Source organism: Paenibacillus sp. P5_B5, from assembly GCF_056400365.1.
Map to the genome: position 1 here is coordinate 43,828 of NZ_JBFULK010000019.1, position 24,509 is coordinate 68,336.

At 42.3% G+C, this 24,509-nt stretch carries 39 protein-coding genes; all 39 read left to right on the plus strand.

Going from position 1 to position 24,509, the window contains the following annotated elements; genetic code table 11:
- The first annotated feature begins 215 nt into the window (after positions 1 to 215).
- The 39 genes from AC1DOK_RS20700 to AC1DOK_RS20890 all read left to right on the plus strand — a co-directional run bounded on the left by AC1DOK_RS20700 (position 216) and on the right by AC1DOK_RS20890 (position 24,403).
- Positions 216 to 1,817 (plus strand): ABC transporter substrate-binding protein, encoded by a 1,602-nt coding sequence (locus AC1DOK_RS20700; RefSeq protein ID WP_477556223.1) that lies wholly within the window; start codon positions 216 to 218, stop codon positions 1,815 to 1,817.
- Positions 1,818 to 1,952: 135 nt separating this feature from the next.
- Complete coding sequence (locus AC1DOK_RS20705) at positions 1,953 to 2,903, plus strand: ABC transporter permease (RefSeq protein WP_477556224.1); 951 nt, start codon at positions 1,953 to 1,955, stop codon at positions 2,901 to 2,903.
- Between the two features lie 6 nt (positions 2,904 to 2,909).
- The gene (locus tag AC1DOK_RS20710; protein WP_477556225.1) at positions 2,910 to 3,755 is read left to right on the plus strand and encodes an ABC transporter permease; all 846 of its coding nucleotides are present in this window, start codon (positions 2,910 to 2,912) and stop codon (positions 3,753 to 3,755) included.
- A gap of 13 nt (positions 3,756 to 3,768) precedes the next feature.
- A complete protein-coding gene (locus AC1DOK_RS20715; RefSeq protein WP_477556226.1) occupies positions 3,769 to 4,785 on the plus strand; it encodes an ABC transporter ATP-binding protein in 1,017 nt (338 codons plus the stop codon).
- Positions 4,782 to 5,786 carry an ABC transporter ATP-binding protein gene (locus AC1DOK_RS20720; RefSeq protein ID WP_477556227.1) on the plus strand — a complete coding sequence of 335 codons (1,005 nt, stop codon included), beginning with the start codon at positions 4,782 to 4,784 and terminating at the stop codon, positions 5,784 to 5,786. The genes AC1DOK_RS20715 and AC1DOK_RS20720 overlap by 4 nt, the downstream gene beginning before the upstream one ends.
- A gap of 20 nt (positions 5,787 to 5,806) precedes the next feature.
- A complete protein-coding gene (locus AC1DOK_RS20725; protein ID WP_477556228.1) occupies positions 5,807 to 6,256 on the plus strand; it encodes a hypothetical protein in 450 nt (149 codons plus the stop codon).
- Between the two features lie 412 nt (positions 6,257 to 6,668).
- Positions 6,669 to 6,977, plus strand: coding sequence for a 30S ribosomal protein S10 (rpsJ, locus tag AC1DOK_RS20730; RefSeq protein WP_477556229.1), 309 nt, complete (start codon positions 6,669 to 6,671; stop codon positions 6,975 to 6,977).
- A 43-nt stretch (positions 6,978 to 7,020) separates the two neighbouring features.
- Entirely contained in the window at positions 7,021 to 7,647 is a 627-nt protein-coding gene (rplC, locus tag AC1DOK_RS20735) for a 50S ribosomal protein L3 (RefSeq protein ID WP_477556230.1), read from the plus strand.
- 16 nt (positions 7,648 to 7,663) lie between these two features.
- Positions 7,664 to 8,290: a 50S ribosomal protein L4 gene (gene rplD, locus AC1DOK_RS20740; RefSeq protein ID WP_477556231.1), complete on the plus strand. Its 627-nt coding sequence runs from the start codon at positions 7,664 to 7,666 to the stop codon at positions 8,288 to 8,290.
- Positions 8,287 to 8,583 carry a 50S ribosomal protein L23 gene (gene rplW, locus AC1DOK_RS20745; protein ID WP_477556232.1) on the plus strand — a complete coding sequence of 99 codons (297 nt, stop codon included), beginning with the start codon at positions 8,287 to 8,289 and terminating at the stop codon, positions 8,581 to 8,583. The genes rplD and rplW overlap by 4 nt, the downstream gene beginning before the upstream one ends.
- 46 nt (positions 8,584 to 8,629) lie before the next feature.
- The gene (gene rplB, locus AC1DOK_RS20750) at positions 8,630 to 9,460 is read left to right on the plus strand and encodes a 50S ribosomal protein L2 (protein WP_477556233.1); all 831 of its coding nucleotides are present in this window, start codon (positions 8,630 to 8,632) and stop codon (positions 9,458 to 9,460) included.
- A 36-nt stretch (positions 9,461 to 9,496) separates the two neighbouring features.
- The gene (gene rpsS, locus AC1DOK_RS20755) at positions 9,497 to 9,775 is read left to right on the plus strand and encodes a 30S ribosomal protein S19 (RefSeq protein WP_477556234.1); all 279 of its coding nucleotides are present in this window, start codon (positions 9,497 to 9,499) and stop codon (positions 9,773 to 9,775) included.
- A gap of 30 nt (positions 9,776 to 9,805) precedes the next feature.
- On the plus strand, positions 9,806 to 10,138 hold the full coding sequence (gene rplV / locus AC1DOK_RS20760) for a 50S ribosomal protein L22 (protein WP_477556235.1): 333 nt from the start codon (positions 9,806 to 9,808) through the stop codon (positions 10,136 to 10,138).
- Positions 10,139 to 10,151: 13 nt separating this feature from the next.
- Positions 10,152 to 10,814 carry a 30S ribosomal protein S3 gene (gene rpsC / locus AC1DOK_RS20765; protein WP_477556236.1) on the plus strand — a complete coding sequence of 221 codons (663 nt, stop codon included), beginning with the start codon at positions 10,152 to 10,154 and terminating at the stop codon, positions 10,812 to 10,814.
- A gap of 2 nt (positions 10,815 to 10,816) precedes the next feature.
- Complete coding sequence (gene rplP / locus AC1DOK_RS20770; RefSeq protein WP_477556237.1) at positions 10,817 to 11,251, plus strand: 50S ribosomal protein L16; 435 nt, start codon at positions 10,817 to 10,819, stop codon at positions 11,249 to 11,251.
- Positions 11,241 to 11,438 carry a 50S ribosomal protein L29 gene (rpmC, locus tag AC1DOK_RS20775; protein ID WP_477556238.1) on the plus strand — a complete coding sequence of 66 codons (198 nt, stop codon included), beginning with the start codon at positions 11,241 to 11,243 and terminating at the stop codon, positions 11,436 to 11,438. The genes rplP and rpmC overlap by 11 nt, the downstream gene beginning before the upstream one ends.
- A 28-nt stretch (positions 11,439 to 11,466) precedes the next feature.
- The gene (gene rpsQ / locus AC1DOK_RS20780; RefSeq protein WP_477556239.1) at positions 11,467 to 11,733 is read left to right on the plus strand and encodes a 30S ribosomal protein S17; all 267 of its coding nucleotides are present in this window, start codon (positions 11,467 to 11,469) and stop codon (positions 11,731 to 11,733) included.
- 36 nt (positions 11,734 to 11,769) lie between these two features.
- Positions 11,770 to 12,138: a 50S ribosomal protein L14 gene (gene rplN / locus AC1DOK_RS20785; protein WP_477556240.1), complete on the plus strand. Its 369-nt coding sequence runs from the start codon at positions 11,770 to 11,772 to the stop codon at positions 12,136 to 12,138.
- Positions 12,139 to 12,180: 42 nt separating this feature from the next.
- The gene (rplX, locus tag AC1DOK_RS20790) at positions 12,181 to 12,537 is read left to right on the plus strand and encodes a 50S ribosomal protein L24 (RefSeq protein ID WP_477556241.1); all 357 of its coding nucleotides are present in this window, start codon (positions 12,181 to 12,183) and stop codon (positions 12,535 to 12,537) included.
- Between the two features lie 27 nt (positions 12,538 to 12,564).
- A complete protein-coding gene (gene rplE, locus AC1DOK_RS20795; RefSeq protein ID WP_477556242.1) occupies positions 12,565 to 13,107 on the plus strand; it encodes a 50S ribosomal protein L5 in 543 nt (180 codons plus the stop codon).
- A gap of 20 nt (positions 13,108 to 13,127) precedes the next feature.
- Positions 13,128 to 13,313: a type Z 30S ribosomal protein S14 gene (locus AC1DOK_RS20800; protein WP_477556243.1), complete on the plus strand. Its 186-nt coding sequence runs from the start codon at positions 13,128 to 13,130 to the stop codon at positions 13,311 to 13,313.
- Positions 13,314 to 13,345: 32 nt separating this feature from the next.
- Positions 13,346 to 13,744, plus strand: a complete 399-nt coding sequence (rpsH, locus tag AC1DOK_RS20805; RefSeq protein ID WP_477556244.1) for a 30S ribosomal protein S8 — start codon at positions 13,346 to 13,348, stop codon at positions 13,742 to 13,744.
- Positions 13,745 to 13,776: 32 nt separating this feature from the next.
- Entirely contained in the window at positions 13,777 to 14,319 is a 543-nt protein-coding gene (gene rplF / locus AC1DOK_RS20810) for a 50S ribosomal protein L6 (protein WP_477556245.1), read from the plus strand.
- Positions 14,320 to 14,400: 81 nt separating this feature from the next.
- Positions 14,401 to 14,769: a 50S ribosomal protein L18 gene (gene rplR / locus AC1DOK_RS20815; protein WP_477556246.1), complete on the plus strand. Its 369-nt coding sequence runs from the start codon at positions 14,401 to 14,403 to the stop codon at positions 14,767 to 14,769.
- A 29-nt stretch (positions 14,770 to 14,798) separates the two neighbouring features.
- On the plus strand, positions 14,799 to 15,296 hold the full coding sequence (rpsE, locus tag AC1DOK_RS20820) for a 30S ribosomal protein S5 (RefSeq protein ID WP_477556247.1): 498 nt from the start codon (positions 14,799 to 14,801) through the stop codon (positions 15,294 to 15,296).
- Positions 15,297 to 15,307: 11 nt separating this feature from the next.
- Positions 15,308 to 15,496 carry a 50S ribosomal protein L30 gene (gene rpmD / locus AC1DOK_RS20825; protein WP_477556248.1) on the plus strand — a complete coding sequence of 63 codons (189 nt, stop codon included), beginning with the start codon at positions 15,308 to 15,310 and terminating at the stop codon, positions 15,494 to 15,496.
- Between the two features lie 31 nt (positions 15,497 to 15,527).
- Entirely contained in the window at positions 15,528 to 15,968 is a 441-nt protein-coding gene (gene rplO, locus AC1DOK_RS20830) for a 50S ribosomal protein L15 (protein WP_477556249.1), read from the plus strand.
- A complete protein-coding gene (secY, locus tag AC1DOK_RS20835; protein WP_477556250.1) occupies positions 15,968 to 17,284 on the plus strand; it encodes a preprotein translocase subunit SecY in 1,317 nt (438 codons plus the stop codon). Before rplO ends, secY begins: the two co-directional genes overlap by 1 nt.
- 86 nt (positions 17,285 to 17,370) lie before the next feature.
- Positions 17,371 to 18,021 carry an adenylate kinase gene (locus AC1DOK_RS20840; RefSeq protein ID WP_477556251.1) on the plus strand — a complete coding sequence of 217 codons (651 nt, stop codon included), beginning with the start codon at positions 17,371 to 17,373 and terminating at the stop codon, positions 18,019 to 18,021.
- Complete coding sequence (map, locus tag AC1DOK_RS20845; RefSeq protein WP_477556252.1) at positions 18,021 to 18,773, plus strand: type I methionyl aminopeptidase; 753 nt, start codon at positions 18,021 to 18,023, stop codon at positions 18,771 to 18,773. Before AC1DOK_RS20840 ends, map begins: the two co-directional genes overlap by 1 nt.
- A gap of 26 nt (positions 18,774 to 18,799) precedes the next feature.
- A complete protein-coding gene (locus AC1DOK_RS20850; protein ID WP_477556253.1) occupies positions 18,800 to 19,108 on the plus strand; it encodes a hypothetical protein in 309 nt (102 codons plus the stop codon).
- Between the two features lie 2 nt (positions 19,109 to 19,110).
- Positions 19,111 to 19,329: a translation initiation factor IF-1 gene (gene infA / locus AC1DOK_RS20855; RefSeq protein ID WP_009676800.1), complete on the plus strand. Its 219-nt coding sequence runs from the start codon at positions 19,111 to 19,113 to the stop codon at positions 19,327 to 19,329.
- A gap of 113 nt (positions 19,330 to 19,442) precedes the next feature.
- On the plus strand, positions 19,443 to 19,556 hold the full coding sequence (rpmJ, locus tag AC1DOK_RS20860; protein WP_003333770.1) for a 50S ribosomal protein L36: 114 nt from the start codon (positions 19,443 to 19,445) through the stop codon (positions 19,554 to 19,556).
- 12 nt (positions 19,557 to 19,568) lie between these two features.
- Positions 19,569 to 19,937: a 30S ribosomal protein S13 gene (gene rpsM, locus AC1DOK_RS20865; RefSeq protein ID WP_132420772.1), complete on the plus strand. Its 369-nt coding sequence runs from the start codon at positions 19,569 to 19,571 to the stop codon at positions 19,935 to 19,937.
- A gap of 18 nt (positions 19,938 to 19,955) precedes the next feature.
- The gene (rpsK, locus tag AC1DOK_RS20870) at positions 19,956 to 20,351 is read left to right on the plus strand and encodes a 30S ribosomal protein S11 (RefSeq protein ID WP_132420774.1); all 396 of its coding nucleotides are present in this window, start codon (positions 19,956 to 19,958) and stop codon (positions 20,349 to 20,351) included.
- A gap of 194 nt (positions 20,352 to 20,545) precedes the next feature.
- Entirely contained in the window at positions 20,546 to 21,490 is a 945-nt protein-coding gene (locus tag AC1DOK_RS20875; RefSeq protein WP_477556254.1) for a DNA-directed RNA polymerase subunit alpha, read from the plus strand.
- Positions 21,491 to 21,507: 17 nt separating this feature from the next.
- Complete coding sequence (rplQ, locus tag AC1DOK_RS20880) at positions 21,508 to 21,879, plus strand: 50S ribosomal protein L17 (RefSeq protein ID WP_477556255.1); 372 nt, start codon at positions 21,508 to 21,510, stop codon at positions 21,877 to 21,879.
- A gap of 75 nt (positions 21,880 to 21,954) precedes the next feature.
- Positions 21,955 to 22,749, plus strand: coding sequence for a tRNA pseudouridine(38-40) synthase TruA (gene truA, locus AC1DOK_RS20885; protein WP_477556256.1), 795 nt, complete (start codon positions 21,955 to 21,957; stop codon positions 22,747 to 22,749).
- Between the two features lie 256 nt (positions 22,750 to 23,005).
- Positions 23,006 to 24,403 (plus strand): NAD-dependent malic enzyme, encoded by a 1,398-nt coding sequence (locus AC1DOK_RS20890; protein WP_477556269.1) that lies wholly within the window; start codon positions 23,006 to 23,008, stop codon positions 24,401 to 24,403.
- Positions 24,404 to 24,509: the final 106 nt, after the last annotated feature.

Below are 24,509 nucleotides of genomic sequence, written 5' to 3' on the forward strand. Positions count from 1 at the left end.
GCTTCCGTCTAACAGATGGCGAAGTCGTTTCTTCTTCTGTTATGAAATTCAAACTTATAATACATAATATAAGAAACTATAGTTAGAAATGGATAAAGCCGATTTAATTATATATTAATCAGATATAATTACTCGGATTAAGGTATTGAAGTTTTAAAATAATTTGTTATAATAAATTTTAGATTTATGATTGACCACATTGAGGGGGAAGCAGCATGAGAAAGAAACGGTCAATATTAGCGATAGCGCTAATGTTCATCATGGTAATTGCTAGTGCATGTAGTTCAAATGGAGGTCAAAATGCTGGTACACCTAACGGTTCAGCAGCTCCAGAAACTGGCACACCTAAAGAAGGTGGCAACTTAGTTATTGCAGTGCAAGATGATCCAAAAGCATTAAATCCAATGTATGCAAGTGATCGTATAACTTTGACGATTAACCAAGCGCTGTTTGCACCGTTGTTTAGTGTTAATAATGGGGTAAAAACCTTTGTATTAGCAGAGAGCTTAACACCGTCAGAAGATAACTTGAAATATACGTTAAAGCTGCGTAGTGGCTTAACATGGCATGATGGTCATAAGCTGATAGCAGATGATGTTGTCTTCACGATTAATAGCATTTTGGATGAAAAGCAGCATAGCTTTTTCCGCAGTTATTTTGTATTGGATGGCAAGCCAATCAAAGTTAATAAGGTTGACGACTTGACGGTAGAATTTATACTGCCGCAGGTATCAGCAGCTTTTGAGGGAGCGCTTGTCCAAATCTTCCCGATTCCAAAGCATATTTTTGAAGGGGAAGCTGATATTGAGAAAAGTCAAAAGAACGCAAAGCCTGTTGGATCTGGTCCCTTTAAATTTAAGGAATATCGTTCAGGTGAATATGTAATGCTAGAGCGTTTTGATAACTATGTTGGTGGTAAACCCAAATTAGATACAGCAACTTATCGTATTGCGAAAGATCCGAATGCATCAAATCTTGCTCTTCAAAATGGTGAGATCCAAATGAAAATGATCGATACACAAGATTACAAGAGATTAAATGATACAGGCAAGTTTGAAATGGTAGTCTACCCAGAAGGTCGTCTGCAATACATGACCTTCAATCTGAATAATGAAGCTATGCAGAAGAAAGAAGTACGACAAGCGATTGCTTATGCTTTAGATAAGAATGAGATGATTGCAGCGTCCTACAACTCACTTGATTTTGCAGAGCCTGCACCATCCATTTTAACGCCCGATACACTTTATCACACCAAGGAAGTTGAAACATATGACTACAATTTGAATAAAGCAAAAGAATTATTGAGTTCTGCTGGAGTGGGTGGATTAAAGCTTAAGTTAGCTTATGTGAATTCCAACAAGCCACAAACAAGTCAAGCACTTTATGTCCAACAAAAGCTTAAAGATGTAGGCATTGAGGTTGAACTTCTTCCAATGGATATTACTGTATTCGGCAATAAATCGTTAGATGCGAATAATAAGGATTATGATTTGTCTTTTGGCGGTTATATTATGGGTTATGAGCCTGACGCTTATAAATCCTTGTTTATGAGTGATGAACTCTATAACTACGCTCATTACAAAAATAAAGAATTTGATGATTTATGGAAACAAGGTGCAGTAGAAATGGATCCTGCCAAGCGCGGCGAAATCTACAAGAAAATCCAACAAACGGTTGCGAATGAAATGACTTATTATCCAGTTGCCTACACCAAAGGTATTGTTGCAGTAGATAAGAAGTTTGGCGGCTTGCAGGAAGCTGTTCCGAAACCAGTTGTCATGTTCGAGGATTTGTCCAAAGTGTATATGAAGCAATAAAATTGATTCTTTATACGAAAATAAGCTGTCTATAGCAGCTTATTTTCGCTATTTTGAAATGATATCGCACAACTCATTTGATTTATAAAAGCGCATGTGCATAAATTGCCAGCGTTGTCTGCGGGGGGAGTTACATTGTTAAAGTACATTTTGCGTCGGATTCTGCAGGCCATTCCGTTGTTGTTTTTTATCTCGATTGTGTCTTTTGCGTTGATTAAGCTTGCACCTGGCGATCCTGTTAATTCGTTCGTTACACCGAATATGAGTCCAGAAGATATAGAGAGAATTAGAGAGAGTCTTGGTCTTAACCAGCCGGTGTACATGCAGTATCTATACTGGCTGAAAAATGTATTCTCAGGTAATTTGGGTTATTCTTTGGCTAATCATAGACCGGTCTCCACACTTATCGCCGAGCGAATACCAGCTACTCTCGGTCTAATGGGTTCTGCACTGGTTTTATCCTTACTTATTGCTATTCCACTTGGATTAATTTCAGCTGCCAATAAAAACCGATTGGTTGACCGTGCCTTAAGTTTATTTTCTTATATTGGGATTTCAATTCCAAGCTTTTGGTTTGCGATGATGTTAATTTACGTTTTTGCAATAAAGCTGCAGTGGCTGCCAAGCATGGGAATGCGAACAATCGGATCTGATTCCATCCTAGATATTATTAAGCACGGAATAATGCCTTGTATCGTTCTCAGCTTAATGCAGATATCCGTTTATATGCGTTATATTCGCTCAAACACAATTAGTCAATTAGAAGAAGATTATGTCCAGATTCAGTATGCGTATGGCTCGACACGAGCAGTTGTACTTGTTCGTCATGTATTAAAGAACGTCTTGCTGCCAGTCATCACCATTTTAGGAATGTCACTTTCCGAGCTTATTGCTGGTGCTTTCATAACAGAGACCGTCTTTTCGTGGCCAGGTATGGGGTCGCTTGGTATTTCAGCGGTATTTAGTCTTGATTATCCTATCATTATGGGTATTACGATGATCACTTCTATTTTCCTCGTAATTGGTAATTTAATTGCTGATATACTATATGGCGTAGTTGACCCAAGAATCAAGACGGCGAGGTGACACAAGATGAATCAATTAAAATGGCGGTTTCTTAAAGATCAACTCAAACAGCAAAAAGCAGGGTTAGCTGCTCTAATTATCCTTGTTGTATTTATCTTAATGTCTATATTTGCTTTTCTAGTTCCTTATGATCCCAATGCAATGGTTGTAACGGAAATATTACAGCCACCGAGCGCGACTCATTGGTTTGGTACAGACGACCATGGTCGTGATTACTTGGCTCGAGTGTTATATGGTGGAAGGGCCTCATTAAGCGTAGGTTTTATAGCAATGGTAATATCCATTACAGTAGGTACCGCGGTCGGCACGATGAGTGGTTATTTTGGAGGATGGTTTGATAATTTAATGATGCGCGTGGTGGACATTTTCCTATCCATTCCTTCTTTCTTCATTATGTTAATATTGAATGCTTATCTAAAGCCGAGTATCACTACGATTGTGATTATTATCGGTCTACTTAGCTGGATGAACATTGCTCGGATTGTGCGTGCAGAAACGTTATCGATTAAAGAACGTGAATATGTACTTTATGCACGAGTCTCAGGTCAAAGTGTTTTTAAAATTATAATGAGACATATCGTGCCAAATATCATGCCTACCATTATTGTTGCAGCATCCATTAACATTGCGGGTGCGATTATGATGGAATCGGCATTAAGCTTCCTGGGGCTTGGGGTACGGCCACCTGACTCCTCTTGGGGCAGTATGCTGTATGATGCGCAAGGCTTTATAGGCGAAGCACCTTATCTCGCTTTATTCCCAGGTCTATTTATATTGTTAACCGTATTAAGTTTTAACTTCTTAGGAGATGTATTCAGAGCTGCATTTGAACCAAAAATAAATCAACGGTAATGGAGTGAAGCATATGACAGAGCTATTGACGGTTCATAACTTAAAAACGTCATTTTTTACACGCAGTGGCGAAGTCCAGTCCGTTAGGGGCGTCAGCTTCACAGTTAGCGAAGGAGAAATGGTCGGTATTGTAGGAGAATCTGGAAGTGGAAAGAGCATTACAGCGAAATCCATATTAGGCTTAATCCAGCCTCCAGGTCGTATAATTGAAGGTGAAGTTCGCCTGCAGGGTGAGAATATATTAGAGATGACAGAGGAAGAACTACGGAACATTAGAGGGAATCGGATTGCGATGATTTTTCAGGATCCGATGACGTCACTTAATCCAGTTCTTCGAATAGGCAAGCAGCTGATTGAGGTCATACAGCGACATCAAAAGCTTAGTAAAGCTGAAGCTCGTCAAAGAGCCATTGAACTACTCAAGCAGGTCGGCATTTCATCACCTGAAAAGAGGATAGATCAATATCCACATGAATTTAGTGGAGGTATGCGTCAGCGTGTGATGATTGCTATGGCCTTATCCTGCTATCCTGAGCTGCTTATTGCGGACGAACCTACTACCGCCTTGGATGTAACTATTCAAGCACAAATTTTAACGCTTATGAAGCAATTAAGAGATACCACAGGCACATCAATATTACTAATTACACACGATCTTGGGGTCGTCGCACAAGTGTGTACGCGAGTTATCGTCATGTATGGTGGACTCATCATGGAGGAAGGTACTGTGATCGATATATTCGAAGCACCACAGCATCCATATACGCAAGGCTTGATGCGTTCACTGCCTCAGCAAGTGAATGGTGTCAAAGAAAGACTGCTTCCCATTGAAGGTACACCGCCTAACATGCTGAACCCACCAACAGGCTGCCCGTTCAAAGAAAGATGTCCTCATGCTATGGAAATTTGTAACCAAAGACCTCCTTACTTCGATAGGGGACCTGGGCATAGAGCGATGTGCTGGTTACTTGATGAACGAGTTCAAGCTGGAGAAGCAGTGGAGCTTGCTAGAGAGGGGGCTTTGAAATGAGTCAGCAGGGGCAAGATAAATTGCATGATAAAGAAGTTCTAGTAGATGTTCGAGGACTAAAGAAGTATTTTCCGGTGGAGACAACATTGTTAGGCCGTACATCGAAGGTTTTGAAAGCGGTGGATAACGTTAGCTTCCAAATCCATCGTGGTGAGACATTCGGACTCGTCGGAGAATCAGGTTGTGGCAAATCCACTCTCGGACGTTGTATAATTCGGTTATATGATGTTACCTCGGGAGAGATTTTATATGATGGTCGTAATGTAGCGGCTATGAGTGAAAGGGAAATGCATCCCTACCGTAAACGCATGCAAGCGATTTTCCAAGATCCGTATTCATCGCTTAACCCGGGTATGAATGTCATGCAGCTAATTAGCGAACCAATAGAAATTCATTCGAATAAGAATCGTTCTGAACGTCGTGAAATAGTACTTGAACTATTATCTAAGGTTGGATTAAAAACAGAACATGCAGATCGATATCCACATGAATTCAGTGGTGGCCAAAGGCAACGGATCAGTATTGCACGTTCATTAGCTGCAAATCCTGAATTCATTATGTGTGATGAACCCATTTCAGCGTTAGATGTATCGGTTCAAGCTCAAGTTGTGAATATGCTGGAAGACTTACAAGGAGAATTCGGTCTTACTTATTTGTTTATTGCACATGACCTGTCAATGGTACGCCATATTTCAGATCGTATAGGTGTTATGTATCTAGGTAAGCTTGTGGAAGTAGCAACAAGTGAAGAGTTATATCTACATCCGGCTCATCCCTATACTCAAGCATTGCTAGCAGCCATTCCAGTTCCTGATCCTAAGGCGGTGGTGGCAAGTAGGCCCTTGTTGCAAGGAGATTTACCGAGCCCGTTGGAAGATATAGTCGGATGTAAGTTTCGCCCTAGATGTCCACATGCAATGAAGCAATGTGCTGAGGCAGAACCGGAACTTAAAGAAATCTCTCCAGGTCATTTTGCAGCTTGCTATTTAAATGATAAATAATAGAAGAGGAGGGATATGTAATGAATGAAAGAATAAAATTATCCCAGCATACGGCGATACTACTTGAACGTGCAAGACAAGCAGGTATATCAGATGCAATTCTGCTTGAATGTGCAAATTCAGGAGATATTAAGCCATTAGAGTCAGCTCAAGCAGAGCATTATAACTATAACGAATTTATTTCTTATTCATCTTCACATGGTGAACAGCTTGAGCGAGCTATCCAAGATGGTTACCAGATCACATTTAACACGTTTAATGGCCTACAGGTATGGCTTGAGCAAAGATTCGGTATTAAACGTGGTGTTGATTTTGTAGCGACTGAGGGACGTATACAAGGCTTAAAGTTGGCTAGTGAGGATGCTCATGTACTGAAAGACAGACTCGCTAATAACTGGGTTATGCATATTATAGAAGAAACTAATGATTATCAGATGATATCTTTAGTTGTTAGAGGGTTAACTCTATAATATTGTCTGTTCCAACTCGTGCACGTTATATAGAAGGAATACGATCATGAGATCATACTCTTAGCTATTATTGCTAGGAACGTGGTCTCTTTCGTTTTATATAGAAATGATAGATCACAATGTTGGTTCTCCATATTTGCTAATAATTTGATATGGCGAGGTTGTTAAAATCCTGTTAAGGTAAGGTAACACAACGCATTTATACAGCTAGTAAAATTAATTCTTTTAAACCAAAAATATTTTACTTGCATTAGGCGATTATTTTATATATAATAGTGAGCGTTGGTCTGTGACGTTGCGATGATGCGGGAGGTTGCTGATACACCCGGGCCCTTTGCCATGGGATAGGTTGTCAGGAGATTTTCGCGGAGTATGTCCGATACGAAATTGGGCGATAGAAGGAGGGAATTATATGGCAAAGCAAAAAATACGTATCCGTTTGAAGGCTTATGATCACCGTGTGATCGATCAATCAGCTGAGAAGATCGTTGAGACAGCTAAGCGTTCAGGCGCTTCAGTATCTGGTCCGATTCCGCTTCCTACAGAGAAGCAAATCATTACGGTTCTTCGTGCGGTGCACAAGTACAAAGATTCTCGTGAGCAGTTTGAAATGCGTACACACAAACGTCTTATCGACATTGTGAATCCGACTCCACAAACTGTAGATGCATTAATGAGATTAGACTTGCCGTCCGGCGTGGACATTGAAATCAAATTGTAATTAATAATAAAGCATAAGGCAAAAAGGAAAAGAGGTGTCAACGATGACAAAAGGTATCTTAGGTAGAAAACTTGGGATGACTCAAGTATTTACACCAGAAGGTCTAGTGATTCCTGTAACTGTGATCCAAGCGGGTCCTTGCGTGGTTCTACAAAAGAAAGATGTAGACAACGATGGTTATGAATCCATTCAGATCGGTTTTGAAGATAAGAAAGAAAAAAATGCAAACAAGCCAGAAGTTGGTCATGCGAAGAAAGCTGGCGCAACACCTAAGCGCTACGTTAAGGAGTTCCGCGGTATTGAAGCTGGTGCATATGAAGTTGGCCAGGAGCTTAAAGCGGATCTATTCACAGCAGGTGAATACGTTGACGTAACAGGTACTTCCAAAGGTAAAGGTTTCCAAGGTGTTATTAAACGCCACAATCAACACACTGGTCCAATGGCTCACGGTTCGCGTTACCACCGCGGTCCAGGTTCAATGGGTTCGATTGCAGCTAACCGCGTAATGAAAGGTAAGAAATTACCTGGACATATGGGTTCTGAAACTGTAACTTTACAAAATCTTCAAGTAATCAAAGTGGATACAGAACGTAACATCATCATGGTTAAAGGATCCATTCCTGGACCAAAGAAATGCTATGTAACTGTTAAGTCTGCTGTTAAAAAGTAAGAAAGGAGGAACATCGATGCCAAAGGTAGCTTTATATAACGTTTCCGGCGCTCAGGTAGGGGAAGTTGAATTGTCTGATGCGGTTTTCGGAATTGAACCACACATTCACGTTTTGCATGAAGCGGTACTGATGCAACAAGCATCGGAGCGTCAAGGCACGCACAAGACGAAGGGTCGTTCGGAAGTGCGTGGTGGTGGACGTAAGCCGTGGAAACAAAAAGGAACTGGACGTGCTCGTCAAGGTAGCATTCGCTCACCACAATGGAAGGGCGGCGGTATTGTATTCGGACCTACTCCACGTAGCTATGCTTACAAATTACCGAAGAAAGTTCGTCGTTTAGCGATCAAATCTGCTCTATCATCCAAAGTGATTGATAACGAAGTAATCGTTCTTGATCAATTGGAAATGGCAGCAGCTAAAACGAAAGAATTCGCTGCAATTTTGAATAACCTCAAAGTAGAACGCAAAGCACTAATTGTTTCCGCTGAATACAATGAGAACGTAGCTTTATCAACTCGTAACATCCCAGGTGTGAAATTCGTCGCTGCTGACGGAATTAACGTACTTGACGTTATGTTGTATGACAAGCTTATTATTACCAAAGACGCGGTGCAAAAAGTTGAGGAGGTACTTGCTCAATGACAAATCCACGCGATCTAATCAAACGCCCGATTATTACTGAACGTACTAGTGACATGATGGCGGAAAAGAAATATGTTTTCGAAGTTGAAATGAAAGCTAATAAGACTGCGATTAAACAAGCGATTGAGCAAATTTTTGGCGTTAAAGTTGAAGCAGTTAACACGCTCAGAATGCCGGCTAAGCCGAAGCGTTATGGCAAATACAATGGTTACACTTCCGAATGGAAGAAAGCTATCGTTAAGTTAACAGCTGAAAGCAAAGACCTAGAAATTTTTGAATCATCTCAAGTCTAAAAAGCCTCTTAGTAGGTTTTACTAGTTAAGTAAGGAGGGAATCAAGGTGCCAATTAAAAAGTATAAACCAACGTCACCGGCTCGACGTGGAATGTCAGTTTCGACTTTTGAAGAAATCACAACATCCACTCCGGAGAAATCCTTGCTTGCTCCATTGAGCAAACAAGCTGGACGTAACAACCAAGGTAAAATTACTACTCGTCACCAAGGTGGCGGTCATAAGCGTAAATATCGTATTATTGACTTTAAACGTAACAAAGATGGCATACCAGGCCGCGTTGCTACAGTTGAGTATGATCCGAACCGTACTGCTAACATCGCATTGATTCATTATGCGGATGGTGAAAAAAGATATATCTTAGCGCCAAAAGGTCTTAAAGTAGGCGATGTGATCCAGTCTGGTGTAGGTTCTGACATTAAAGTCGGTAATGCATTACCACTAGAGAACATTCCAGTTGGTACAGTTATCCACAATATTGAACTTAAGCCTGGGCATGGTGGACAAATGGTTCGCTCTGCAGGTACAGAAGCTCAATTGCTTGGTAAAGAAGAGCGTTATGTAACAGTTCGCCTTTCATCCGGTGAAGTTCGTAAAGTTCTTAAGGTTTGCCGCGCAACTATTGGTGCTGTAGGTAACGGAGACCATGAATTGATCAAGATCGGTAAAGCTGGACGTAATCGCTGGCTTGGCAAACGACCTGAAGTCCGCGGGGTAGTAATGAACCCGAACGATCACCCACACGGTGGTGGTGAAGGCCGCGCTCCAATCGGTCGTAAGTCTCCAATGTCCCCATGGGGCAAACCGACACTTGGATTCAAAACACGTAAAAAAGGCAAAGCTTCCGACAAGTACATCGTACGTCGTCGCACGAAATAAGGAACGAATTCTGATTAAGAGAAGGGAGGAGCATCAATGGGACGCAGCTTAAAAAAGGGGCCATTCATTGACGGTTACTTACTCAAAAAAGTGGAAGCAGTTGATTCTACTACAAAGAAAACTGTAATCAAGACTTGGTCTCGCCGTTCTACGATTTTCCCACAATTCGTCGGCCATACATTCGCCGTTTACGATGGAAGAAAGCACGTACCTGTATACGTAACTGAGGATATGGTTGGACACAAATTAGGTGAGTTTGCACCTACTCGTACGTATAAAGGTCATGATGACGATAAGAAAACAGGCAAGCGCTAATAGCAATACTGTCTGAGAGGAGGTACTACCATGCAAGCAAAAGCTGCTGCAAATTTTGTTCGGATTGCTCCTCGTAAAGCTCAGCTCGTTGTTGACTTGATTAGAGGGAAAGCAGTTGGTGATGCGATTGCAATTTTACGTCACACACCAAAATCCGCTTCTCTTGTTGTAGAGAAGCTTGTGAATTCCGCAATTGCTAACGCAGAGCACAACTTTTCACTTGACCCTAACAAGTTAGTGATCAGTGAGATTTACGTAAATCAGGGACCGACTCTGAAGCGTTTCCGCGCTCGTGCTATGGGACGCGCAAGTCGTATCAATAAGCGTACCAGCCACATTACTGTTGTGGTATCTGAGAAATAAGGAGGGATAAAGTGTGGGTCAAAAAGTAAACCCGGTTGGTCTTAGAATAGGTATTATTCGTGATTGGGAATCCAAGTGGTATGCAGACAAGGATTTCGGCAAACTTCTTATTGAAGATGTTAAAATTCGCGAATACTTGAAGAATAAACTGAAAGACTCTGCAGTATCCCACATCGATATCGAGCGTGCGGCTAATCGCGTGAATGTAACAATTCACACTGCTAAGCCTGGTATGGTAATCGGTAAAGGTGGAGCGGAAGTAGAAGTTATCCGTGGATATCTTGCTAATATGACTGACAAAAAAGTTCATATTAACATCGCAGAAATCAAAACTCCAGAAATTGATGCAATCTTGGTTGCAGAAGGTATAGCTCAACAATTAGAGCGTCGTGTATCATTCCGTCGCGCAATGAAGCAAGCTATGCAAAGAACAATGCGCGCTGGCGCAAAAGGTATTAAAGTAGCTACTAGCGGCCGTCTAGGCGGAGCGGAAATCGCTCGTTCAGAAGGTTATAGCGAAGGAACGGTTCCACTCCACACACTTCGTGCAGATATTGATTATGGTACTGCTGAAGCACACACCACTTATGGCCTTATCGGCGTAAAAGTGTGGATCTATCGTGGAGAGGTTCTTCCGACTGCTAAGAAGAAAGTTCAATCGGAAGGAGGCAACTAATCATGTTGGTGCCTAAACGCGTAAAACACCGTAAAGAGCATCGCGGCAGTATGGCTGGCCGTGCAAAGGGTGGTACTGAGGTACACTTTGGCGAATTTGGATTACAAGCACTTGAACCAGCTTGGGTAACAAACCGTCAGATCGAGGCAGCTCGTATTGCGATGACTCGTTATATTAAACGTGGTGGTAAAGTTTGGATCAAAATTTTCCCTGCTAAACCAGTTACACAGAAGCCGCTTGAAGTACGTATGGGTAGTGGTAAAGGTAACGTTGAGAAGTGGGTAGCAGTAGTAAAACCAGGTAAGATCATGTTTGAACTTGCTGGTGTAAGTGAAGAAGTAGCTCGCGAAGCAATGCGCTTGGCAATGCACAAGTTGCCAATTAAGTGTAAGTTCGTGAAGAAGGAAGAAGTGGGTGGTGAAGCAAATGAAGGCTAGTGAATTCCGTAACCTTACCACTACTGAAATTGAACACAAAATCAACGGATTCAAAGACGAGCTCTTTAACCTCCGTTTTCAACTAGCTACTGGTCAACTGGACAACCCAGTTCAAATTCGTGAACTGCGCAAAGAAATCGCACGTGCGAAGACTATTTTGCGCGAAAGAGAACTTGGTATTAGTTAAGGATTCGTAAGAATAGGAGGGTTCACAAATGGCTGAACAGCGCAATGAACGTAAAGTTCAGGTTGGTAAAGTCGTCAGCGACAAGATGGATAAAACCATTGTTGTAGCAGTTGAGACTTACAAAAAACATGATCTCTACCACAAGAGAATCAAATATACGAAGAAATTCAAAGCTCATGACGAGAATAACGAAGCTAAAATTGGCGATGTTGTTAAAATCATGGAAACTCGTCCACTCTCCAAAGATAAGCGTTGGAGATTGACAGAAGTTGTTAATAAAGCGGTTATCATCTAATAATGTAACTGTGAACTACAGGGAGGAGGGAATACAATGATTCAAGCTTTTACTCGTTTAAGTGTTGCGGATAATTCAGGTGCAAAGAAACTTATGTGTATCAAAGTTCTTGGTGGTACTGGCCGTAAAGCTGGTTACATCGGAGACCTAATTGTCTGTTCCGTGAAAGAAGCAACACCAGGGGGCGTTGTCAAAAAGGGTGATGTAGTTAAAGCAGTTATCGTGCGTACGAAAAACTCAACTCGTCGTAAAGACGGTTCCTACATCGCATTTGACGAAAACGCAGCAGTAATTGTGAAGGAAGATAAGAGTCCACGTGGTACTCGTATTTTCGGACCTGTAGCTCGTGAACTTCGCGAAAAGGACTTCATGAAGATCGTATCTCTGGCTCCAGAGGTCATTTAATTAGGGGTTTCCCACTAGGGAAGCGTTTAGGAGGTGTAGAACATGCCAAGATTGAAAAAGAGACTTGAGTCTCATAACAATAAGCTTCACGTGAAAAAGGACGATACGGTGATCGTGATTACAGGTAAAGACAAAGGCAAAAAAGGCCGCGTCTTAGCTGCTTATCCCCGTCAAAACCGTGTCCTGGTTGAAGGTATCAACATGGTTAAGAAACATGCGAAACCATCACAACAAAATCCGCAAGGCGGAATTTTGAATCAGGAAGCTGCGATCCATGTATCCAACGTGATGCTGATTGATCCAAAAAGCGGCAAGCCTACCCGTGTCGGTTATAAAGTGCTTGAGAACGGTGAAAAAGTTCGCGTAGCGAAAAAATCCGGTGAAGTAATCGATAAATAGTAGCCAAGGAAAGGAGGGCCTTTACACATGGCAGCAAGAATGAAAGAACGTTTTCTTAACGAAATCACTCCTGCGTTAATGCAGAAGTTCAACTATACGACGGTAATGCAAGTACCGAAGATCGAAAAAGTTGTAATCAACATGGGTGTAGGTGAAGCAGTTTCCAACTCGAAAGTGCTAGATAGCGCTGTGACGGATCTGCAAAAAATCACTGGTCAAAAACCAGTGATCACAAGAGCGAAGAAATCAATTGCTGGTTTCAAGCTTCGTGAGAATATGCCAATCGGAGCGAAAGTGACATTGCGTGGAGATCGCATGTACTACTTCCTCGATAAATTGTTCAACGTTTCTCTTCCTCGTGTTCGTGACTTCCGTGGTGTATCATCAAAAGCATTTGATGGTCGCGGTAACTACACACTTGGTTTAAAAGAACAATTAATTTTCCCAGAAATTGAGTATGATCAAGTGGATAAAGTGCGCGGTATGGATATCGTTATCGTAACGACTGCTAAATCCGATGAAGAATCCCGCGAATTGCTAACGCAATTAGGTATGCCGTTCGTTAAATAATGAAAGAGGTGTAATTTTCAGTGGCAAAAACTTCGATGAAAATCAAGCAACAACGTCCACCGAAGTTCCAAGTGCAGGCTTACACCCGCTGCGAACGCTGCGGTCGCCCGCACTCCGTGCTTCGTAAATTTAAGATTTGCAGAATTTGTTTCCGCGAATTAGCTTATAAAGGTCAAATACCAGGTGTTAAAAAAGCAAGCTGGTAATCCATTGATTTTCGGGAAGGAGGTTTACACAAATGGTTATGACAGATCCAATTGCAGACATGCTAACTCGCATTCGTAATGCGAATATCGTACGTCATGAAACAGTTGAAATCCCAGCTTCCAAGATCAAGAGAGAAATCGCTGAGATCTTGAAAAAGGAAGGCTTCATTCGTGATGCAGAGTTTGTGGAGGACAACAAACAAGGGATTATCCGTTTATTCTTGAAATACGGCCAAAATAACGAGCGCGTAATTTCAGGTCTAAAAAGAATCTCAAAGCCAGGCCTACGCGTTTACGCGAAAAGCCAAGAAATCCCTCGTGTGCTCGGCGGCCTCGGAATCGCTATTATCTCTACTTCTAAAGGGGTAATGACTGATAAGGAAGCTCGTTTCTCTAAAGCCGGCGGAGAGGTAATTGCTTACGTTTGGTAATATAAAGCGCAATTGAATGGAGGTGCAAATACATGTCACGTATTGGTCGCAAGCCAATCGCTATTCCTAACGGTGTGACTGTTACAATTGATAATACCGTGATTACGGTGAAAGGACCGAAAGGAACTTTATCCCGTGATATCCATAAAGATATGAAGGTTAGCGTTCAAGAGAATGAAATTAACGTTGAACGTCCATCTGATAACAAACTGCACCGTTCCCTACATGGTACAACACGCAGCGTTATCTCCAACATGGTTGGTGGTGTTACAGAAGGTTATTCCAAAACGCTTGATCTAGTAGGTGTCGGGTACCGTGCTAATAAAACAGGTGATAAGCTTGTTCTTAACGTTGGTTACTCCCACCCGGTTGAAATCACACCGGAGAACGGCATTGAATTCGAAGTTCCTGTGAACACGAAGATTATCGTTAAAGGGATCGATAAAGAGCGCGTAGGCGCTATCGCTGCAAAAGTTCGTTCCGTACGCGAACCTGAGCCGTATAAAGGTAAAGGTATCAAGTATGAAGGCGAGCGTATCCTTCGTAAAGAAGGTAAAGCTGGTAAGAAGAAATAAGGTAAGCTAGCTTAATCAAGTTAGCCCGAGATCATCTATAGGGGCAAAATCCTCTAAGTAAAGATGAAAGGAGTGCAATTCATGATTATAAAAAGCGATAAGAATAAAGCTCGTTTAAAAAGACATCTTCGTGTTCGCAAGAAAATCGAAGGAACGTCCGCTCGTCCAAGATTGAACATCTACCGTTCATCTAAGCATATGTACGCTCAAGTTATTGACGATACGCAAGGCGTTACACTCGTTACTGCCTCCACTCTGGATAAAGAAGTATCAGAGAAGATCGGCAATGGCGGTAACGTTGAAGCAGCTCGCACAATCGGCGCGTTAATCGCAAGCCGTGCGAAAGCTAAAGGCGTAGATAAAGTCGTATTTGACCGTAGTGGATATTTATACCATGGCCGCGTTCAAGCGTTAGCTGATGCTGCGCGTGAAGCAGGTCTTGAATTCTAGAAAAAGTACAATATAAGGAGGTATACGACTTGCGAGTTGATCCGAATACTTTAGAGCTAACTGAAAAGGTTGTTCATATTAATCGCGTTGCGAAAGTCGTCAAAGGCGGACGCCGTTTTAGTTTCAGCGCTCTAGTCGTTGTTGGCGACGGCAATGGTTGGGTTGGCGCAGGGATCGGTAAAGCTGGAGAAGTTCCTGATGCTATCCGCAAAGGAATTGACGATGCGAAGAAAAACCTGATCCATGTTCCTATCGTTGGAACAACCATTCCTCACTTAGTCAATGGGCATTTTGGCGCTGGCCGCGTGCTCTTGAAACCAGCATCCAAAGGTACTGGTGTTATTGCCGGCGGTCCTGTTCGTGCAGTTCTTGAACTTGCTGGTGTAGGAGATATTTTGACAAAATCACTGGGTTCTTCAAACTCAATCAATATGGTTAATGCAACTTTAGAGGGGCTTTCCCGTCTGAAGAAAGCTGAAGAAGTTGCGAAACTTCGCGGCAAAACCGTTGAAGAACTACTGGGTTAGGGGGAGTAATGATGGCTAAACAACTACAAATTACCCTAAAACGCAGTCTGATCGGTCGTCCACAAGGACAAAGGGTGACAGTGAACACACTTGGTCTTCGCAAGCTGCACCAAACAGTTGTTCACCAAGATAACTCTGCCATTCGTGGCATGGTCAATCAAGTCAGCCACTTAGTAGAAGTTAAAGAAATCGAAGCATAAATCAATAATCTAGCTTAGAGGAGGTGCAACGATGAAATTACATGAGCTGAGTTCTGCAGAAGGAAGTCGCCATTCCCGTAAGCGCGTTGGTCGCGGTATCGGAAGCGGTATGGGAAAAACGTCTACTCGCGGTCACAAAGGTCAAAATTCGCGTTCCGGCGGTGGCGTTCGTCCAGGCTTTGAAGGCGGACAAAATCCATTGTATCGTCGTATTCCGAAGCGTGGATTTACGAACCCAACTCGCAAAGAGTTCGCTATTGTAAATCTTACTGAGCTGAACAAATTTGCAGCAGGTACAGAAGTAACTCCAGAGCTTCTTATGGAAACTGGCGTAGTTAAGTCACCTAAAGATGGCATCAAGATTCTCGGAAACGGTGAACTTACTGTGAATCTAACAGTTAAAGCGAATAAGTTTTCCCAATCTGCGGTGGAGAAGATTAAAACTGCCGGCGGTCAATCCGAGGTGATCTAATGTTTCGTACCCTATCCAATATTTTTAAAGTAATGGATTTGCGCAAAAGAATAATTTTCACCTTTCTAGTTTTAATCGTCTATCGGATTGGTGCTTATATTCCAGTTCCGAATATTAACTCTGCTGCTCTCAAAGCTACTGATGCTACAGCAACCAATGAATTATTTGGTTTGCTGAACACTTTCTCTGGGGGCGCACTATTCCAATTCTCCATCTTCGCGATGGGGATTATGCCATACATCACCGCTTCGATCATTGTGCAGTTACTTTCGATGGATGTAATCCCGAAGTTCTCACAATGGGCGAAGGAAGGCGAAGTTGGTAAGAAGAAGCTGAGCCAAATTACACGTTATGGTACAATCGTTCTCGGTATGGTCCAAGCGTTTGGTTTTGCAATTGGTTTCCATAATATGTACGGCCAAGCTCTTGTTATTAACCCAGGTTTTACAACCTACTTGTTAATTGCAATTGTACTTACAGCTGGTACAGCGTTCCTCATGTGGTTAGGGGAGCAAATTACGGAGCACGGAATCGGTAACGGGATATCTATTATCATCTTCGCCGGTATCGTTGCAGGTATCCCAACGGGTATCAAACAAATTGCGACTCAGTTATTTTACGAAGCAGGCGATGCGTTATTCATTAACATCATCAAGGGCTTAATTATCGTAATAGTAACAATTGCGATTATCGTATTCGTTATTTTTGTTCAACAAGGGATTCGTAAGATTCCTGTTCAATACGCTAAGCGTGTTGTTGGACGTAAAATGTACGGTGGACAATCGACACATATTCCGATGAAAGTTAATGCTGCAGGGGTTATCCCAGTTATCTTTGCTTCATCACTTCTAACTTTCCCAACGATTATCGCATCGTTCTGGGTAAAACCAGAGGGTGGTATTGCAAACTGGATAGTACAAAACTTCAGCCTTACCAATTCTTCACCACTTGCGATTGTGCTTTACATTCTGTTGATTGTTGGATTTACGTATTTCTATACGTTCGTTCAGATCAATCCAGAGCAAATGGCCGATCAAATGAAGAAAAATGGCGGATATATCCCAGGCATTCGTCCTGGTAAACCGACTCAAACGTACTTGACTCGCGTGATGACGAGAATTACTTTGTCAGGTTCTTTCTTCCTAGCCTTTGTATCAGTCTTACCGATGATTTTCGGTAAACTTGCTGGACTTCCGAGCTCAGTAACAATCGGTGGTACTTCCATACTAATCTTAGTAGGTGTAGCACTTGATACAATGAAGACGGTTGAAGGTCAACTGATCAAGCGTCATTACAAAGGTTTTATCAATAAATAGCTAATAGGTTCTGATGGATGCATTTATTGGCGACATCGGCACCTATTGTGCTGTTCGTTGCAACACCTGACAGGGAGTGTGGCGGAATGAACGTAATATTTATGGGGCCTCCTGGTGCTGGTAAAGGCACCCAGGCGGAACGAATCGTAAACAAATTTCATATCCCTCATATCTCAACAGGAGATGCCTTTCGACTTGCTATGAGCCAAGGAACTTCCTTAGGGATTGAAGCAAAAGGATATGTGGATAAAGGCTTATTAGTACCAGATGAAATTACGAACGGAATCGTTAGAGAACGACTTCAGCAGGCTGACTGTGAGAAGGGATTCTTGCTTGATGGATTTCCAAGGACAATCGCTCAGGCGGATGCACTGGACGGAATCTTAGAACAACTTGGTAAGAAACTTGATCATGTTATCAATTTAAACGTTGATCGTGATCGTCTATTAGCAAGACTGACAGGTCGTCGTATTTGTAAATCATGCGGTTCAACATATCATGTCATGTTTAATCCGCCGAAGCAGGAAGGCGTATGCGATAAATGTGAAGGCGAATTGTACCAACGCTCTGACGATACGGAAGAGAAAGTCGGTACAAGGCTTGACGAGTATGTAAGCAAAACAAAACCACTTTTGGTATACTACCAAGAGAAAGGTTTGTTACGCGAAGTAAACGGTGAGCAGGACATTGACAAGGTAACTACAGAAATAAGCTCACTACTAGAGAGGTTAGCTTAATGATCATATGTAAGTCCGAAGTTGAACTTGAGTTGATGAGGGAAGCTGGTCGCATCGTTGCGAAGACACATCAGTTGTTGAAGCAAGCGATTAGACCTGATATCACAACTAGGGAACTTGATCAAATAGCAGAAGACTTTATTCGTAGTCAGGGAGCGACACCTTCTTTTAAAGGCTATAACGGTTTTTCTGGCTCTATCTGTGCTTCTGTCAACGAAGAGTTGGTTCACGGCATTCCTGGCCCGAGAAAGCTGATGGAAGGCGACATTATTTCCATTGATATTGGAGCGCAATATAAAGGGTATCACGGTGACTCCGCATGGACCTACGGTGTTGGTGAAATATCTGACACAGCGAAGAGGCTCCTCGAAGTGACTGAGAGGTCTTTGTATGTCGGACTTGCTGAAGCAAAGCCGGATGCAAGGTTATACACGATCTCTCATGCGATCCAAACTTGTGCTGAAGAAGCTGGATTTTCGATTGTTCGCGAATATGTAGGTCATGGCATAGGCACTGAGCTACATGAAGAACCACAAATTCCGAATTATGGACTACCTGATAAAGGACCACACCTTAAGCCAGGTATGGTGCTTGCGATTGAACCGATGGTGAATGTAGGTAGACGTTACGTCAAGACCTTACAAGATAATTGGACAGTCGTCACTCAAGACGGTTCCTTATGTGCTCATTTTGAACATACGATTGCGATTACGCCAGATGGTTACGAGATTTTCACGAAACTGCCTGAGTAATCATGTGAGAACGTAGGTGATGAAGTGTGAATAAGGATATGGTTCCACGAGTGGGTCAGATTGCTAAGGTTCTAAGCGGCAGTGATCAAGGGAAGTACACAGTCGTAATCGGCATAGTCGATCATCGTTATGTACTCATCGCAGATGGGGACAAACGAAGGTTTGATCTTCCTAAGAAGAAAAATCTGCTTCATTTACAGTTAATGGAGGACGCATCCGAAGAGGTTGTATCCAGCTTAAAGGAAACAGGACGTGTAACGAACGGTAAATTGCGTTTTGCACTGAATAAGTTTTCAGAGAAGATGCAGTTGAATGCACATGAGAAAGGAGAATGACAGTGGCCAAAGAAGATGTAATTGAAGTAGAAGGCACCGTAATCGAACCTCTTCCCAATGCGATGTTTAAAGTGGAACTGGAGAACGGTCATAAAATTTTAGCGCACGTATCAGGGAAGATCAGAATGCACTTCATTCGGATTTTGCCAGGTGACAAGGTAACGGTTGAATTGTCTCCATACGACTTAACGCGCGGCCGAATCACCTACCGATTTAAATAAATGGAAAGCAAATTTTTTCTACGGAAAAATGCATTTATGCTTTCGAAGTAGTTTTGCTCCGTATAACTTGCAGCGTTTTAAACGCTACGCAGAACTTTTAGGAGGGATTCAAGATGAAGGTAAGACCCTCGGTCAAACCGATTTGCGAAAAATGCAAAGTCATTCGTCGTAAAGGTAACGTAATGGTAATTTGCGAAAATCCAAAACACAAACAAAAACAAGGATAAGGAGGTGCTCGGATGGCTCGTATAGCTGGCGTAGACTTACCTCGTGATAAGCGCGTAGAAATTGCGCTCACGTATATTTTTGGTATTGGTACAACTACTGCTCAAAAAATCGTAGCAATGACTGGTATCGATCGTCAAACTCGCGTTCGTGATCTTACAGAAGACGAAGTGAGTAAAATTCGCGAAGCAATCGACAAGAACTTGAAAGTAGAAGGTGATCTTCGTCGTGAGATCTCTCTTAACATCAAGCGTCTAGTTGAAATTGGTTGCTACCGCGGTGTTCGTCACCGTCGTGGATTACCTGTTCGTGGACAACGTACGAAGACAAATGCGCGTACGCGTAAAGGTCCTCGTCGTACAGTAGCTAACAAGAAAAAATAATAAAGGGGGTTAGAGCACATGGCAAAACCTAAAAAAGTCGTTCGTACAAAACGTCGCGACCGTAAAAATATCGAAACTGGAGTAGCACATATTCGTTCTACTTTTAACAATACAATCGTTACAATTACGGATCCGCAAGGGAATGCAATTTCATGGGCAAGCTCCGGTGGACTTGGATTCAAAGGTTCCCGTAAAAGCACTCCATTTGCGGCTCAAATGGCAGCTGAGTCCGCTGCAAAAGCTGCAATGGAACACGGCATGAAAGTTGTAGAAGTAATGGTAAAAGGTCCAGGCGCTGGTCGTGAAGCTGCGATTCGTTCGCTTCAGGCTGCTGGTCTTGAAGTTAACCTGATTAAAGACGTGACTCCGATTCCTCATAACGGATGCCGCCCTCCAAAACGCCGTCGCGTGTAATTTCAGTGAATCAGGTTAACTGATTCACCTTAGGAAACGGCATCGACTTTCAAAAAGTTGATAAATCGTTTCCTTTGGGTTCTAACTGTGGTATAAATATCCATAAGTTGTGAATAATGATTGTGTTGGATAGGCATACTATACGTTTTATGTGTTGTTCCATGGAAACGACGTTTTGAAGGAGGGTTCATGAGATGATTGAAATCGAAAAACCAAAAATAGAAACCGTGTCGCTAAGTGAAGATGGCTCCTACGGCAAGTTTGTTGTAGAACCGTTAGAACGTGGATACGGAACAACTTTAGGTAACTCACTACGTCGTATCCTACTGTCTTCATTACCAGGTGCTGCAGTTTCTTCAGTTCAAATCAATGGTGTGTTGCATGAGTTCTCAACGATTCCAGGCGTGAAGGAAGATGTAACGGAAATCATCCTAAATCTCAAGGGCTTGTCGCTGAAAATTCACTCTGATGAAGAGAAGATTTTGGAGATCGATGCAGAAGGAGAAGGCAATATCGTTGCTGGTGATATTCGCGGAGATAGTGATGTGGAAATCCTTAACCCGGATTTGCATATTGCGACTTTAGCTTCGGATGCGCGTTTACACATGCGTATTCATGCTAACAGAGGACGCGGATATGTATCATCTGATAAGAACAAACGGGAAGAACAATTAATTGGTATGATCCCGATTGATTCTGTCTACACTCCGATTACCCGTGTGAATTACAGTGTGGAAAATACTCGTGTTGGTCAAGTGACCAACTATGATAAATTGACCCTCGAAATTTGGTCCGATGGAAGTATTCGTCCGGAGGAAGCTGTTAGCTTAGGAGCGAAGATTCTAACTGAGCACCTAATGTTATTTGTAGGCTTAACTGATGAAGCGAAAGACGCTGAAATTATGGTTGAGAAAGAAGAGGACAAGAAAGAGAAAGTTCTTGAGATGACTATCGAGGAACTTGATCTATCTGTTCGTTCTTACAACTGTCTAAAGCGTGCCGGTATTAATACTGTGCAAGAGCTAATCACCAAAACCGAAGAGGATATGATGAAAGTGCGGAACCTTGGCCGTAAATCTCTTGAAGAAGTTCAAGAGAAGCTTGAAGAGCTAGGTCTTGGGCTACGTACGGAAGACTAAGAAGGAGGCAAAACGACATGGCTGCATATCAAAAATTAGGTCGTGACTCAAGCGCACGTAAAGCTTTATTTCGTGACTTGGTAACGGATCTGTTTTTATACGAACGCATCGAAACGACTGAAGCTAAGGCTAAAGAACTTCGTTCCATCGCTGAAAAGTTAATCACACTTGCAAAGCGTGGAGACCTTCATGCTCGTCGTCAAGTGGCTGCATTTGTACGTCGCGAGACATTAGAAGGCGGAGAACAAGACGCTATCCAGAAACTATTCAGTGAGTTAGCACCACGCTACTCCGAGCGTCCAGGCGGATACACACGTATCCTTAAAATTGGACCTCGTCGCGGTGACAACGCACCAATGGTATTCTTAGAGTTAGTTGATCGCGCTTAGTTAATTGAGAAAGGGTGGGCAGAATCTTAGTATTCTGCTGAAGCCCTTTTTTTGTTGTTTGGAAGGAGGGAAAGTATGAGAAATCTTCGATTTGTTGTTTCCTATGATGGTACAATGTATTCGGGTTTTCAGACGCAACCAGATGGAAATACCATACAAGATAAACTCGAGTCCGTAATTGCCAAGCTAACGGGCGAACAAATCAAGATCGCTGCCTCTGGACGAACAGATGCAGGTGTTCATGCACGTGGACAAGTGTTTAATTTTCTAACGGAGTCTAGCATTCCAACAGATCGTTGGTGTGTAGCTCTGAATACGCGTTTACCTGAAGACATTATTGTCACTAAGGCGGAGGAAGTACCACTAGATTTTCAATCATGGAAATGGGCTAAGCGCAAGACGTATTGCTTTACCATTCGAACAAGTAGACTGAAAGACGTATTCCACTGGCGATATCAATTACATCATCCACCTCGGCTGAATATAGAAGCCATGAGGGAAGCTCTAGGTCATTTGATTGGTGAACATGACTTCACTTCATTTTGTTCAGTGAAATCGACTAAGGCAAGCCATGTACGTAAGATATATAATGCATGGATTGAGGCAGACATCGTGCAAACAGACGGTAAAGTCACACCTTACGATCCTGCAATGAACATAACTGAAGGAGCTCAAGTGATCCGGATCTATGTAACGGGCAATGGCTTTCTTTACAACATGGTGCGTATTATTGTCGGTACACTCATTCAGGTAGGGGATGGCAGACGGGCAAGTAGTGATATGCCACGTATTTTAGCTGCTCAGGATCGCAGTCAGGCAGGTCCAACTGCCGAGGCTCATGGTTTAATACTATGGAGTGTAGAATACTGAATCCCTAAGGAGATCTGAATAGATCTCTTTTTTCAAACTTCTTGTTTCCAAACACTACGGACTATATAATAGACATGAAGAAACGAGACTTAGAGACTTTGATATAGAAGTCATATACATACTTTTTCGCTTACAATTATCGTAAACTTCAGTTAATTCAGTTCGAATATCCAATGGAATTGCAAGGTTATGCTGTAGTCTAAACGGTGTGATAATGAGAGGATGATTGGTTTTGGCTTCGAATACGACTATTATTATGCGTCTTGAACTAGATTTACAACATGGTTCATTCGCCGAACTCGCTGGTGTAATTGGGCAAGCAGGTGGAGATATCATCGCTGTCGACCTTATACATGCAGGTAAAGTCTCAACAACCCGTGATATAAGCGTTAATTTAGAGGGAAGTACTACGGAGAGTCAGATTACTGAAGCTGTTAAGAAGCTTCGTGGGATTCAACTAATCAACGTATCAGATGCTACTTTCCTCGTTCACCTTGGTGGTAAAATTGAAGTTCAGCCCAAAATAAAAATCAAAAATCGTGATGATCTATCTAAAGTATATACACCAGGAGTTGCAAAAGTATGTATGGCGATACACGAGAATCCCTCAAGAGCTTATTCCCTGACTATTAAGCGTAATATGGTAGCTGTCATTTCAGATGGAACTGCAGTGCTCGGTCTAGGGGATATTGGTCCAGAAGCAGCGATGCCTGTTATGGAAGGAAAGGCAATGCTTTTCAAACAACTTGCAGGTGTGGATGCTTTTCCAATCTGTTTGGCTACTAAAGATACGGAAGAAATTATCCGAACTATTAAACAATTATCTCCGACTTTTGGAGGGATTAACTTAGAAGATATTTCTTCTCCACGTTGTTTTGAAATTGAGCAGCGATTGATCGAGGAGCTTGATATCCCTGTTTTTCATGATGATCAGCATGGAACTGCTGTTGTCTTATTAGCGGGATTACTTAATGCGATTAAGGTTGTAAATAAGCAAATTGATGAAATTCGTGTCGTAGTTACGGGGATAGGAGCCGCTGGAGTTTCTATTGTGAAGATGTTGCTTGCAGCTGGCGTACGCCATATGATCGGGGTTGACCAACAAGGAGCACTTAGTCGTAATAATAACTATGACAATGCGATGTGGAGCTGGGTGGCAGCGAATACGAATGCTTCCTGCTTAGAAGGTTCCTTGTCAGAAGTTATTGATGGAGCTGATGTGTTCATTGGTGTATCTCGAAAAGGTGTTCTTCAAGTAGAAGATCTTAAGCGGATGGCTGTAGATCCGATCGTATTCGCTATGGCTAATCCTGAACCAGAAATTGACCCGGAAATGGCTGAACTCTATGCGCGCGTAGTAGCAACTGGTCGGAGTGATTACCCGAACCAGATTAATAACGTTCTATGCTTCCCTGGTATTTTCCGTGGTGCACTTGACTGCCGAGCATCTGTAATTAATGAAGAAATGAAGCTCGCGGCATCTTGGGCGATTGCCTCTGTTGTTAGTGAGGACGAGCTGAATGAGCAATATATTATCCCGAGCATTTTCAATGATCAAGTCGTTCCATTGGTTCGTAAGGCAGTTATACAAGCAGCCATAGATACGGATGTGGCAAGGCGTATTCCTTCCGAATTTCGTAAAGAACGTTCCTAGTATTAAGTTCAAAATTTATACTTGAAAAACATATCTTTATGGGTTATACTAATTAACGGTGTTTCTTAATCGGCTAACCCACGGCCCCGAAGATTAATGAAATGTC

Excerpts from the sequence above, each read along its gene's own strand:
- AC1DOK_RS20700 (WP_477556223.1), top strand. The coding sequence starts at position 216 with ATGAGAAAGAAACGGTCAATATTAGCGATAGCGCTAATGTTCATCATG.
- AC1DOK_RS20710 (WP_477556225.1), top strand. The coding sequence starts at position 2,910 with ATGAATCAATTAAAATGGCGGTTTCTTAAAGATCAACTCAAACAGCAA.
- AC1DOK_RS20715 (WP_477556226.1), top strand. The coding sequence starts at position 3,769 with ATGACAGAGCTATTGACGGTTCATAACTTAAAAACGTCATTTTTTACA.
- AC1DOK_RS20720 (WP_477556227.1), top strand. The coding sequence starts at position 4,782 with ATGAGTCAGCAGGGGCAAGATAAATTGCATGATAAAGAAGTTCTAGTA.
- AC1DOK_RS20725 (WP_477556228.1), top strand. The coding sequence starts at position 5,807 with ATGAATGAAAGAATAAAATTATCCCAGCATACGGCGATACTACTTGAA.
- rpsJ (WP_477556229.1), top strand. The coding sequence starts at position 6,669 with ATGGCAAAGCAAAAAATACGTATCCGTTTGAAGGCTTATGATCACCGT.
- rplC (WP_477556230.1), top strand. The coding sequence starts at position 7,021 with ATGACAAAAGGTATCTTAGGTAGAAAACTTGGGATGACTCAAGTATTT.
- rplD (WP_477556231.1), top strand. The coding sequence starts at position 7,664 with ATGCCAAAGGTAGCTTTATATAACGTTTCCGGCGCTCAGGTAGGGGAA.
- rplW (WP_477556232.1), top strand. The coding sequence starts at position 8,287 with ATGACAAATCCACGCGATCTAATCAAACGCCCGATTATTACTGAACGT.
- rpsS (WP_477556234.1), top strand. The coding sequence starts at position 9,497 with ATGGGACGCAGCTTAAAAAAGGGGCCATTCATTGACGGTTACTTACTC.
- rplV (WP_477556235.1), top strand. The coding sequence starts at position 9,806 with ATGCAAGCAAAAGCTGCTGCAAATTTTGTTCGGATTGCTCCTCGTAAA.
- rplP (WP_477556237.1), top strand. The coding sequence starts at position 10,817 with ATGTTGGTGCCTAAACGCGTAAAACACCGTAAAGAGCATCGCGGCAGT.
- rpmC (WP_477556238.1), top strand. The coding sequence starts at position 11,241 with ATGAAGGCTAGTGAATTCCGTAACCTTACCACTACTGAAATTGAACAC.
- rpsQ (WP_477556239.1), top strand. The coding sequence starts at position 11,467 with ATGGCTGAACAGCGCAATGAACGTAAAGTTCAGGTTGGTAAAGTCGTC.
- rplN (WP_477556240.1), top strand. The coding sequence starts at position 11,770 with ATGATTCAAGCTTTTACTCGTTTAAGTGTTGCGGATAATTCAGGTGCA.
- rplX (WP_477556241.1), top strand. The coding sequence starts at position 12,181 with ATGCCAAGATTGAAAAAGAGACTTGAGTCTCATAACAATAAGCTTCAC.
- rplE (WP_477556242.1), top strand. The coding sequence starts at position 12,565 with ATGGCAGCAAGAATGAAAGAACGTTTTCTTAACGAAATCACTCCTGCG.
- rpsH (WP_477556244.1), top strand. The coding sequence starts at position 13,346 with ATGGTTATGACAGATCCAATTGCAGACATGCTAACTCGCATTCGTAAT.
- rplF (WP_477556245.1), top strand. The coding sequence starts at position 13,777 with ATGTCACGTATTGGTCGCAAGCCAATCGCTATTCCTAACGGTGTGACT.
- rplR (WP_477556246.1), top strand. The coding sequence starts at position 14,401 with ATGATTATAAAAAGCGATAAGAATAAAGCTCGTTTAAAAAGACATCTT.
- rpmD (WP_477556248.1), top strand. The coding sequence starts at position 15,308 with ATGGCTAAACAACTACAAATTACCCTAAAACGCAGTCTGATCGGTCGT.
- rplO (WP_477556249.1), top strand. The coding sequence starts at position 15,528 with ATGAAATTACATGAGCTGAGTTCTGCAGAAGGAAGTCGCCATTCCCGT.
- secY (WP_477556250.1), top strand. The coding sequence starts at position 15,968 with ATGTTTCGTACCCTATCCAATATTTTTAAAGTAATGGATTTGCGCAAA.
- AC1DOK_RS20840 (WP_477556251.1), top strand. The coding sequence starts at position 17,371 with ATGAACGTAATATTTATGGGGCCTCCTGGTGCTGGTAAAGGCACCCAG.
- map (WP_477556252.1), top strand. The coding sequence starts at position 18,021 with ATGATCATATGTAAGTCCGAAGTTGAACTTGAGTTGATGAGGGAAGCT.
- rpmJ (WP_003333770.1), top strand. The coding sequence starts at position 19,443 with ATGAAGGTAAGACCCTCGGTCAAACCGATTTGCGAAAAATGCAAAGTC.
- rpsM (WP_132420772.1), top strand. The coding sequence starts at position 19,569 with ATGGCTCGTATAGCTGGCGTAGACTTACCTCGTGATAAGCGCGTAGAA.
- rpsK (WP_132420774.1), top strand. The coding sequence starts at position 19,956 with ATGGCAAAACCTAAAAAAGTCGTTCGTACAAAACGTCGCGACCGTAAA.
- AC1DOK_RS20875 (WP_477556254.1), top strand. The coding sequence starts at position 20,546 with ATGATTGAAATCGAAAAACCAAAAATAGAAACCGTGTCGCTAAGTGAA.
- rplQ (WP_477556255.1), top strand. The coding sequence starts at position 21,508 with ATGGCTGCATATCAAAAATTAGGTCGTGACTCAAGCGCACGTAAAGCT.
- truA (WP_477556256.1), top strand. The coding sequence starts at position 21,955 with ATGAGAAATCTTCGATTTGTTGTTTCCTATGATGGTACAATGTATTCG.
- AC1DOK_RS20890 (WP_477556269.1), top strand. The coding sequence starts at position 23,006 with ATGCGTCTTGAACTAGATTTACAACATGGTTCATTCGCCGAACTCGCT.